The sequence below is a fragment of the Luteibacter sp. P4_E6 genome, from assembly GCF_056401535.1.
Genome location: NZ_JBFUJE010000109.1, coordinates 1 through 10,811, shown reverse-complemented (window position 1 = coordinate 10,811; position 10,811 = coordinate 1). Strand labels below are relative to the sequence as shown.

Genomic DNA, 10,811 nt, shown 5'->3' with positions numbered 1-10,811 from the left:
GTGCCTTTCCTGCGAGATGGCCGTGCGTATGTTCGCCCTGCAGTACGACATCGACGTGCACATCAATGCACTTTCCGGCGACGGCGCGTGGGCATCGCAGCGATTCATGCGCAAGCGGGTGCTGTTCTTCACCTCGGCGATGGGCTCGCTCATGACTCGCGGACCCACGCCGAGGCCGGGGCCACCCACACCGCCTCCCGCCGCCGACACGAGAGGTTATTGCGCCGCGCCGCGTTCGTACTGAGGTAGCCCGGGAATCAGCCGAGCGGTCTTACCCGGAAGTTGCGGCCCTTGATCTTGCCGGCGCGCAGGCGCTCGAGGGCCCGATTCGCGAGATCCCTGCGGATGGCTACATAGGCGCGCGTGGCGAAGACATCGATCTTGCCGATGTCCTTGGCCTCGAGGCCGGCATCGCCGGTGAGTGCGCCGAGGATGTCGCCCGGGCGAAGCTTGTCCTGACGACCGGCGTCGATCACGAGGGTTTTCATGGCCGCGAGGTTGAGCACCTTGCGGCCATCCCCGACCGGCTTTGCCGGATAGCGCAGCATGGGGCCGCCAAGACGTTCCTCGATGGCGCGAATCTTCGGCTGTTCGCGCGAACCGACCAGGGTGATGGCGAGACCCCTGGCGCCGGCGCGGCCGGTGCGCCCCACGCGATGGGTGTGCGTATCGGCATCGTGGGCGACGTCGTAGCTGATCACCAGTGGCAGGTCGATGATGTCCAGGCCACGCGCGGCCACATCGGTGGCGACGAGGATATTGCAGCTGCGATTGGCGAAGCGGACGAGCACTTCGTCACGATCGCGCTGTTCAAGGTCGCCGTGCAGGGCCAGCGGCGAGAAGCCACGGCGATCGAGCTCCGCGGCAAGCGTTTCGGTGTCCTTGCGCATGTTGCAGAACACCAGGGTGGCTTCCGGCTTCTCGTGGGTCAGTATGCGCGACAGCACGTCGGGCTTGTTCGCCGGTTCCACCTCGATCATGCGCTGCTCGATGGTGTTCTCGTCGTGCTTTTCTTCGACGGTGACCGTGACCGGATCACGCTGCACGCGACCGCTAACGGCACGGATCGCATCGGGATAGGTAGCCGAGAACAGCAGGGTCTGGTGATGCTTCGATATGCGCTTGACGATGTCGTCGATCGCTTCCTCGAAGCCCATGTCGAGCATGCGATCGGCTTCGTCGAGCACCAGCACCTTGATGCCGCCGCCGTGCAGGCTTTCACGCTTGAGATGTTCCTGCACTCGTCCCGGGGTACCGACGACGATGTGGGGGTCGTGTTCGAGCGAGGCGAGCTGGGGGCCCAGTGGCATGCCGCCGCACAGCGTCAGCAGCTTCACGTTGGGCAGGTTGATGGCAAGGCGGCGAATCGCCTTGCTCACCTGGTCGGCGAGTTCGCGCGTCGGGCAGAGCACCAGCGCCTGCAGCTGGATTTTCGTGAGATCCAGTTGCTGAAGAAGCCCCAGGCCAAACGCCGCGGTCTTGCCGCTGCCCGTCCGGGCCTGGGCGATCACATCGCGGCCGTCAAGGATAGGCGGCAGGCTTTCCCGCTGAATCGGTGTCATCTCGGTGTAGCCGAGGGAGTCCACGGCGGCAAGGAGGGCGGGCGAAAGGGTGGTCTGGGCGAAGGCATTCATGTGCCCATGATCGCATGCCGGGTCGGACGCCGCCGCTTCACGCGGTCAGCAGCCGGTGGCAGGGTCTTTTGGAACGCGGGGCCGCGGTGGGGGAGATCCTTCGGATGAGCCCTCGGAGACGCGCTGTAACCGAATCGGGTTCAGCCGGAACGAGCGTCGGGCCCAGGGCATTCCCTTGAAGGACCGGCCCATGGCGCGGGGGCTCAGTGACCGCCTGATCTGGCCTTCGCGAGCACCCCGCAAGAGATCCGCTGCCAGCAGGGGGCGGTCGGTGACCGTATCGACCAGCATGGTCCCTCTCAAGCGGGCGCGGCCCGAGGCGATCAGCTCAGCCTGGGCAGGACGGGACATGGAGGGGAAGACCTGGGCGAGGCGGACATCGACAGCATACGTGTCCGAAAAGCGTTTCATCGCGTACTTGCACGACGTGCACGCCATGCCGCTGACGCTGCCCTGAATCCTCCCGCCGCTTGGGATGACTCCCGTACGAAGATCCCGCTCGATGGCACGCAAGGCCTTGAACTCGGGATCGAAGGCCCGGTTCTCGCCTTCGACGAGGAACGCCTCCAGCGCCGAGCTATCGTCGGCCATCATGGGGGCTCGCACGTTGATCTCATCGAACTCGGTGTAGAAGCGGTTGTCCTCCAGGTCCGCGGCGACCTCGTCCACCGCCGGCAAGGCACGCACGGAACCCTCGTCCTCGGATTCGATATCCATGGGGCTGGCCGGTGTGTCTGGCGTGCCCGGACGCGTCGGTCCTTCAAAGATCGACTTTGCCAGCGAGCCCAGCGGGCGCCCGCCCATCGCGTGGTACACCCGGACGTTGGCGACACCGTTGATGGCGAAGTGATATTCAAGGCGGGCGATGGGCGCATCGCGCATGACATTCTCCAGGGCTTCCCAGCGAATGGCGCGATACTCGTCCTGGTAGCGCTCGCTGATCAACGAGCGCATGGCGTCGACGTAGTGTTGGCTGGTCGACTCCAGGAGCGCCGTGACGTTGCCCTCGTCGAGGGTGATTCGATCGGTCTCCACAACACCGCCCATGCACGCTGAGGAAATGGTGGACGCGAAAATCGCGGCTGAAAGCGTCGCAATGAGAGCGGGGCGCATGGCGGTCACTCCGGAAAGGGGCAGAAAAGATGGTCAGCGCGTTCGGCAGCCATGTCGGCCTCGACCGGCGTGAGCCATTCGGCGGTGACGAGATCGTCGGCGGCGACGGCCTCGACCACCTCGACGAGCGGCGCGAGGTCGAGCAGGGTGAGCACTGCCGCGGCGAATCCCGCCAGTCTCAGCATGCCATCGTGCTCGCGTTCCGGTATCCAGATCGCCTGTCGCTGCGCTTCGTCGATATACCAACGGTGGACGGCACGATCGGTTGCCGCGACGAAGCAGAGCGGGCGATCGTCCCCCTCGACACCGGTTCCCGCGCGCCCGGTCACGGGCGTTGCATCGGGTCGGCAGGGATAGCTACCGAGATACCCTTGCGCATCGCGATACGCGGCGGCCGCGCGAGCCACGCGGTAGACCGTGGGGAGTGCCCTCAGGCCCGATCGGGAGCGCTCTCCCGGTTGCCAGTGGATCAGCCGGTGTTGAACCAGCGTGGACAGGTACTGCATGTCATAGGTGGAAACCTGATCGAGATAGGCAGCCTTCATGACACGGCGAAAGACCGCTTCGTCGATACCGAGCAGGGCACGACGTTCCGGTATCGTCGCCTGAACCTGGTCGCGCAGCATCTGCATGGCGACGGCATAGGTCGCGGCCCGAGCGGAATGGCGGAAGCCGGTCAGGTCGATCATGTGCCAGAAGATGTCGGCGTCGACGTCAGCCTTCGTCGCGCTCGCGGCCACGAAGGTGTCCTTGTAGCCTGGATGCGGCTCGACGTCGTGTCCGGGCCTGGCGCGCGTCAGGCCGAGATCCCAGTCGAGAACGGCCACCGCCGAGGCCGTGGAGAGATTGCCCGGCAGACCCGCGAGGACCTCCGGCCACTCGGCATCGTTCGTGAAGTCGGGTTCACGCACGGTCTCCGAATAAGGCGATGCGGGGTCGGTGAGCAACTGGAGCATCAGCTCGCTCTCCGATCCGGCGAAGGCCTGCTCACCGCCAACGCGTGCGACGCGCTCGCGCTGCAGGTGCGACCACACGTCGACATCGACGATCGTCGTCGCCTGGGCGAACGAGCTGCCGATCACGACGAGGCTGACGCCGAGAGCGCGGATGCCATGGCGCACGTCAATCACCACACGGTTCGATGGCCTTCGATCCGGCCTCTTCGGCTTCCAGGGCCTTGACGCTATCCAGGCCGATCCACGATCGCTTCCCGGGGTCCGTGACGGCATTGCGCCTGAAGTGCTTGCTGGCGTACGCCTTGCGCGAGTTCTTCAGCGCCTCGGACGACGTGTGGCTCGCCTCCAGTGCGGGATCGAGCGCGACCGTGTTCTTGTCACGCTCCACTAACTGTTGAATCGTGCCATTGATGTCGAAGTGTTCGGCAAGGTCTTCCGAGGCAGGACCGCACGATTCGCACATCGCCTTGCTCACATATCCGGTGAGTGTTCCACCACGCGTGACGATGCCATCGTTGATGTCGGCTTCGATCTGCCGGAAAATTTTCAGCTCCGCGTCTGCCTTATGAGTGTCCTTGCCGCCGACGAGACGCGACTGGATGACGGAGTCGYTGCGTAGCGGAAGATTGGGAACGCGCACGTTGAACGGGGTGTCTGCCGGGTAATACACGCGCTCAGCGAAATCCTTCGCAATGTCCTCATCGGAGATCTCGTAAGGCCGGGATCCTTCGGACTCGTTAGCGCTCGATTCGCCCGCGGATGCATCTGTCGACGGGGAGAAGTCATACCGGCTCAGGACGACCTCCATCGCGGGGCCACTGCGCGCATGATAGACACGTCGGAGCGTGCGTCCGTCCTTGGTGTACACGTACTCCATCCGTGCGAGGGTCGGGGAATGTATGCCGTGTCGCACGCGACCCCATGTTCCGCTATTTCCAACCGTGTCCAGCTGCGCGTCGATGAGCTTCGCGCGATAGGCATCGGCGAAGAAGATCGACTCGCCGTCCAGCATGGCAACGACGCCCTCACCGGAAGCGAACTGTCCAACGGTTTCGATCTTTCCCGCGTATGCCAGCGAAGCCGAAAGGCCGAGCATCAAAGCGCCCAGGCGGACAGAGAAGAGAACGTTACGATTGATCATGAGCGGAGCCTGCAAGTCAGTTGATTGGCGCGTTCTTCGGCGTATGCCGCCTCTTCCTCGGGGATGGCGCCCTCAGCGCTCATCTCGCCGAGAAGGCCTGCTTCACCCATTTCGACAAAGCCTGCGAGATCGATCAGGAGCAGTGCGCCGCTGAACCAGGACATCAGACGCGTGGCGGTCTCGTCGCGATTCTCATGTGCTTTACGTATGAGGGATGCTTCGTGGCGCATCTGACGGCGGAACCACGACTGCACGGCACGATCGGTCGCGGCGACGAAGCAAAGAGGACGGTTGTCGTCGATGGCGTCCGCTCGGGTCGGTTCATCCGGATGGGGATCGTTGCCCCGGCAGTAGCCGTGCGGATTGAGATAGCCTCCGGCATCCGCGAAGGCCGCGGCGACGCGTGCGACACGATATGCGGCCGGGAGTTGCCTGTGTCCGTCCGTGTCGATCGTGAAGTCCTGCCTGGACAGGGCATAGCGAAGGAGGTCGGCGAGGTAGGCCTGGTCAAACGCGTCGATCTTCTCCGGATTGTTCTGCTGGAGATAGCGGCTCAGCACGCCGGGTTTGATCCCGAGGGCGTCGTACGTCTCCGGCGCGTTGCTCCGGACCTGATGGCGAAGCAACTGCAGCGCGACGGCGTGGCCGGCGCCGATGGTGGTCATCCGCCCGTTCATATCCCAGGCCTTCAGGAAGATGTCAGCGTCGACGCCAGCCTTGATCGCACTGGCAGCGGCATATTCACCCCGATAGGCGCGGACAGACGCTTTGTCGACGACCACATCGATTCCGATTCTCGCCTTGGTGAAGCCACCCTGCCATTGCAACATCTCGAGAGCAGCGTCACTTTTCTCGGTCGCGTCGATCGGAAGGCTGTCGACGAAGTCGTACCACCAGATTTCATTGGTGATGGGCGGATCGATCCGCAGATCGCTGTACAGCGAATCCGGGTTGTCGAGGAACTTCGAAACGTACGCGTGCGTGTCGTATCCGAATGCCTTCTCCGCACCCACCGTAGCGGCGCGGTAACGAATGAGTTCGCGATAGACGTCGACGGTGGTTTGCCCTGCAGCCAATGCGGGGCCGGGAAGAAGGGCGGCGAGGCACGCCAGCCGGAGGAGGGGCTTCATGTCTGAGGAACATCCTTGTTTGAATCACGGTGCCGTCTTCATGTCGGCCCACGTAGTTTCTGACAAGGCACGACGGGTCGCCGCCGGGGTTGCCCCAGACAGTTGTGGTCCTATCTCGTTTTGCTATGTCAGTGGAAACGCAGAGGCTGTAGGCGTTCGTGCCAGAGCCGTGCCGGCTCTACCAGCGCGTGCGTTCCGGCAGCAAGCCCTGGAGCTCAGCTTCGGTCAGGTTTCGCCACTGCCCCGGCTTGAGATGCCCCAGCTTCACGTTGATGATGCGCACGCGTCGCAGTTGGGTCACGCGATAGCCGAACGCCGCAGCCATCAGGCGGATCTGTCGGTTGAGGCCTTGCGTGAGCACGATGGAGAAGCCGAATTTCGCGATCTTGCGCACGCGACAGGGATCGGTCATCTGGTTGTGTACGCGCACACCCTTGGCCATGCCGCGGATGAACTCGTCGGTCACGGCCTTGTTCACCGCCACGAGGTATTCCTTTTCGTGGCGGTTTTCCGAACGCAGGATCTCGTTGACGATGTCGCCATTGCTGGTCAGCAGGATCAGGCCTTCGGAATCCTTGTCGAGCCGGCCGATAGGGAAGATGCGCTGCGGATGGTCGACAAAGTCGACGATGTTGCCATCGACGGTCTGATCCGTGGTGCAGGTGATGCCCACCGGCTTGTACAAGGCGATATAGACGCCGCGGTTTTTCGCTGACTCGGGGGCCATCGTTCGCGCGACGACGATCTCGCCATCCACGCGCACCACATCGCCCTCGAGGGCCTTGGCGCCCATGCCGACCACGTCCTCGTTGATCGTCACGCGACCGGCGACGAGCAGTTCGTCCGCCTCGCGTCGCGAGCAGAGGCCGGCCTCGCTGATGTACTTGTTGACCCGCATGTCGTTACGAGCGCAGGCCCACGCCGCGCGAGAGCAGGCGCAAGGCGATACCACTGAGGCCGACCACGAAGACCAGCATCACGATGAACGCGGTGACGATGGGCACGTCGCTCACGCCGAGCACGCCGAAGCGGAAGGCGTTGACCATGTAGAGGATCGGGTTGGCCAGCGAAATGGTGTGCCAGGGCTCGCCAAGCAGGTCGACCGAATAGAACACGCCACCGAGATACGTCAGTGGTGTGAGCACGAAGGTCGGCACCAGTGCGATATCGTCGAATTTCTTGGCGAACACGGCATTGACGAAGCCGGCCAGCGAGAACACCGTCGCACCAAGCACCACGGAGAGGAAGGTGATGATCGGGTGGGCCACATGCAGGTCGGTGAAGAACAGCGCAATCACCAGCACCAGGGCACCGACGATCACGCCGCGCGTCACTGCGCCAGTGACATAACCCAGCAGGATCACCCAGTTCGACATCGGCGAAACCAGCATTTCCTCGACGAAGCGGCCGAACTTCGCGCCGAAGAACGAGGAGGAGATGTTGCCGTAGCTGTTCGTGATGATGCTCATCATGACCAGGCCCGGCACGATGTACTGCATGTACGTGAAGCCATGCATCAGGCCGATACGGCTGCCGATGAGCTTGCCGAAGATGACGAAGTACAGCGTCATCGTGATCGCGGGCGGGATCAGCGTCTGCGTCCAGATGCGCAGGATGCGCGCGATCTCGCGGCGAACGATGGTGTTCAGCGCAACGAGGTTGGTGGCAGCGCTCATGCCGCGTTCTCCCTGCCGTGCTCGACCAGTCGGACGAAAAGCTCTTCCAGCCGGTTGGACTTGTTGCGCATCGAAGTGACGGTGACACCGTGCGAGGAAAGCGCGGCGAACAGGGAGTTCAGGTCGTGGGAGCGGGACATCTCGGCTTCGATGGTGTGATCGTCCAGCGTGCGGAGAACCACGCCGGGCAGGACGGGAAGGACGCCCGGTGCGCTGGGAACGTCCAGCACGAAGGTTTCCACGTCCAGCGTGGCCAACAGGCTCTTCATCGACGTGTTCTGCACGATGCGACCCTGGTCGATGATCGCGATGTTGCGGCAGAGCTGCTCGGCTTCCTCGAGATAATGCGTGGTGAGGATCACCGTGGTGCCGGCAGCGTTGATGCCGCTGACGAACTGCCACATGGAGCGGCGAATCTCGATGTCGACGCCCGCGGTGGGCTCGTCGAGGATCAGCAGCTTCGGCTCGTTCATCATGGCGCGGGCGATCATCAGGCGGCGTTTCATGCCGCCCGACAAGGTCCGTGCCTGGCCGTGTGCCTTGTCCCACAGGCGCAGCTCCTTCAGGTACTTCTCCGCGCGCAGGGAAGCCTCGGCGCGACCGATGCCGTAGAAGCCGGCCTGGTTCACGCAGATGTCGAAGGGCTTCTCGAACTGGTTGAAGTTGAGTTCCTGGGGCACCAGGCCGATCAGGCGCATCGCCTCGCTGCGGTGCTTGTGGATCGACACCCCGAAGATCTCCGCGTCGCCCGAGGTCGAGTTGACCAGGGAGGAGAGGATGCCGATGAGGGTCGACTTGCCGGCACCGTTGGGGCCGAGCAGGGCGTAGAAGTCGCCCGGTTCGACGGTCAGGGAGATGCCTTTGAGGGCCTCCACGCCGTTGCCGTAGGTCTTCCGTAAATTATTGACGTTTAAAGCAGGAGTGGTCATGGGCTGCGCCGGGATGACAAGCCGCCTATTATACCGGGCTTTGTCTGTCCACCTTGTTCCCGCACGTCAACAGAGACTTTCCATGGCCGAACAATTCCAGCTCCGACTCGCCGACAGCTTCATGCTCGCCCCCTCGGTGCGGCACCTGTCGTTCGAGCGTGCCGACGGCCAGCCGCTGGCCTTCGTGCCGGGGCAGTTCCTCCAGGTCCACTTCCATTACGACGATGGCAAGCCGACCAAGCGCAGCTATTCGGTAGGGACCATCGGGGACGGAACCGGGCCGGTCGATCGGGTCGAGATCGCGGTGAGCTACGTGGACGGCGGGGCGGCAACCAAGCTGCTGAGTGGTCTGAAACCGGGTGAGACGATCGACGCGAGCGGCCCGTATGGCCGTTTCTGCCTGATGGACGCCGACCAGAACCAGCGCTACATCCTGATTGCCACGGGTACCGGCGTCACCCCTTACCGCGCCATGTTGCCGCAGATCGCCAGCCTCATCGCCAGCCGTGGCTGCCGTTTCGTGCTCCTTTACGGCGCCCGCAACGAGGGAGAGCTGCTCTACGGCGAGGAGTTCGAGGCATTTGCCCGTACTCACGAGGGGTTCGATTTCCACCCCTGCCTGAGTCGGGGCGCCCGGCCGAACCCGCGTCCCCACGACCGCCTCGGCTATGTCCAGGACATGCTGGTGGAGCTGCAGCCCAACGGCGAGCAGGACATCGCCTACCTGTGCGGCAACCCGAACATGGTCGACGCCGCCTTCGCCTCGCTGAAGGAGCATGGGCTGTCGGTGCAGCACATCCGCCGCGAGAAATACATCTCTTCGCGCTGAAACGGCGCCCCGGCCTATACTTCCGCCCCATGCACGCCCACGTCCTCCCGCCCCATCTGACTCCGGAAATGCGGCGCTATGCGGCGCTTGACCAGCGGCTGCTGGCCGCTGTCCGCGCCATCCGCATCCTGCCGACGGTGTCCTGGCCGGCATCGGTCGAAGAGCGCCTCATCGAGGAATTCGGGGCCGGGCGCCTTTCGCTGCCGGATATCCGTTACCGGCCACCCGATCTGGGGGGCACCCGGGCCGAGTTGGAAGCGATCGAGCGGGAGGTCTGCGAAGACCATCCGATTGCCGAGTACCTGCGCCGAACGGCCGAATCCTGGCGCGTGGCCACCGAGATGCTCGATGCCGCCGGCACCGATGGCGTCACCGTCGCCTCGGTGGCGCTTTACGGCAAGCCGGGCGACGCCATCCCCGGAAGCAACCGCAGCAACCTCGATGCCGCCCGCTATTTCGTCGACCTGGCGGACGAGTTGGGTGCGGATCTGGAAACCGAGGACGCCACGGGCACGATTCCGGCCGAAGAACTGCGCCGCGACATGTCCGAGATGCTCGATGCCTTCTTCTCGCCGGGAACGATTTCGGTCGAAGTCGATCCCGAGCTCACCGCCAAGGCCGCGGCTGGCGCGACGCGCATCCGCCTGCGTGGTGGCATCCACTTCACGGAATACGACCRGCACCAGCTGCTCGCGCACGAGGCCTTCGTCCATTCGCTCACGGCGCTCAACGGCCGCGAACAGCCCGTGCTCGCCTCGCTGGCGCGTACATCGCCGCGTGTCACCGCCACGCAGGAAGGCCTGGCTGTGTTCGCCGAGCTGATGTCGGGTGCGATCGACATTTCGCGGCTGAAGCGCATCAGCCTGCGCATCCTTGCGATCGACATGGCGCTGAACGGCGCGGACTTCGTGGACGTGTTCCGTTATTTCCGCGAATGCGGGCAGAACGTGGGCGACAGCTTCCATTCCGCGCAACGGGTCTTCCGCGGCGTACCGCTGACCGGCGGCTCGGCCTTCGCCAAGGACAACGTCTACCTATCCGGCCTGCTGGCGGTGCACACGTTCTTCCGCTGGGCCTTGCGCCAGCGCCGCCTCGACCTGTTGCGCAACCTGTTCGCCGGCAAGCTCGCCCTGCATGACGTGATGAGCCTCGAAGCCCATTTCGCCAGCGGCGATATCGTCGCGCCGCGCTATCTCCCACCGTGGATGCAGCACGTCCATGGCCTGGCCGGGAAGCTGGCCTTCTCACTCTTCGTCAACCATATCCATATGGCGGGCGTGGAGGCCGAGGAAATCTCCCTCGGCCTGTAGCGCGTACCCGTTACGGGCCGGGCACGATCGTGAAATCGCCGGGCGACACGGCGAAGAAAGGTCGCCAGTCACAGCGCAGGCGCATGCGTGCAT

The 10,811-nt window shown here is 64.1% G+C and carries 11 protein-coding genes; 3 read left to right on the top strand and 8 right to left on the bottom strand.

The genetic code is table 11. The annotated features are described in order from the left end of the window. Nucleotides 1-244: hypothetical protein (locus AC1DT2_RS09160; protein ID WP_477295945.1), on the top strand; the 244-nt coding region annotated here is incomplete at its 5' end. A 13-nt stretch (nucleotides 245-257) separates the two neighbouring features. Here AC1DT2_RS09160 and dbpA read toward each other — a convergent pair. The 8 genes from dbpA to AC1DT2_RS09120 all read right to left on the bottom strand — a co-directional run bounded on the left by dbpA (nucleotide 258) and on the right by AC1DT2_RS09120 (nucleotide 8,579). Then, entirely contained in the window at nucleotides 258-1,634 is a 1,377-nt protein-coding gene (dbpA, locus tag AC1DT2_RS09155; RefSeq protein ID WP_213949831.1) for an ATP-dependent RNA helicase DbpA, read from the bottom strand. A gap of 45 nt (nucleotides 1,635-1,679) precedes the next feature. Further along, nucleotides 1,680-2,747 (bottom strand): hypothetical protein, encoded by a 1,068-nt coding sequence (locus tag AC1DT2_RS09150; RefSeq protein WP_477295944.1) that lies wholly within the window; start codon nucleotides 2,745-2,747, stop codon nucleotides 1,680-1,682. Nucleotides 2,748-2,752: 5 nt separating this feature from the next. After that, nucleotides 2,753-3,868, bottom strand: coding sequence for a hypothetical protein (locus AC1DT2_RS09145; protein WP_477295943.1), 1,116 nt, complete (start codon nucleotides 3,866-3,868; stop codon nucleotides 2,753-2,755). 1 nt (nucleotide 3,869) lies between these two features. Further along, complete coding sequence (locus AC1DT2_RS09140; protein WP_477295942.1) at nucleotides 3,870-4,844, bottom strand: hypothetical protein; 975 nt, start codon at nucleotides 4,842-4,844, stop codon at nucleotides 3,870-3,872. Continuing rightward, nucleotides 4,841-5,974, bottom strand: a complete 1,134-nt coding sequence (locus tag AC1DT2_RS09135) for a hypothetical protein (protein WP_477295941.1) — start codon at nucleotides 5,972-5,974, stop codon at nucleotides 4,841-4,843. Before AC1DT2_RS09135 ends, AC1DT2_RS09140 begins: the two co-directional genes overlap by 4 nt. 178 nt (nucleotides 5,975-6,152) lie before the next feature. Continuing rightward, on the bottom strand, nucleotides 6,153-6,872 hold the full coding sequence (locus AC1DT2_RS09130) for a pseudouridine synthase (RefSeq protein ID WP_213949827.1): 720 nt from the start codon (nucleotides 6,870-6,872) through the stop codon (nucleotides 6,153-6,155). 4 nt (nucleotides 6,873-6,876) lie between these two features. Further along, complete coding sequence (locus AC1DT2_RS09125) at nucleotides 6,877-7,650, bottom strand: ABC transporter permease (protein WP_063572878.1); 774 nt, start codon at nucleotides 7,648-7,650, stop codon at nucleotides 6,877-6,879. Then, entirely contained in the window at nucleotides 7,647-8,579 is a 933-nt protein-coding gene (locus AC1DT2_RS09120; RefSeq protein WP_213949826.1) for an ABC transporter ATP-binding protein, read from the bottom strand. The genes AC1DT2_RS09125 and AC1DT2_RS09120 overlap by 4 nt, the downstream gene beginning before the upstream one ends. An 82-nt stretch (nucleotides 8,580-8,661) precedes the next feature. Between AC1DT2_RS09120 and AC1DT2_RS09115 the strand changes: the two genes are divergently transcribed. Both AC1DT2_RS09115 and AC1DT2_RS09110 read left to right on the top strand, forming a co-directional pair. After that, a complete protein-coding gene (locus AC1DT2_RS09115; RefSeq protein ID WP_477295940.1) occupies nucleotides 8,662-9,408 on the top strand; it encodes an FAD-binding oxidoreductase in 747 nt (248 codons plus the stop codon). Nucleotides 9,409-9,437: 29 nt separating this feature from the next. Further along, complete coding sequence (locus AC1DT2_RS09110; RefSeq protein ID WP_477295939.1) at nucleotides 9,438-10,718, top strand: flavohemoglobin expression-modulating QEGLA motif protein; 1,281 nt, start codon at nucleotides 9,438-9,440, stop codon at nucleotides 10,716-10,718. Nucleotides 10,719-10,811: the final 93 nt, after the last annotated feature.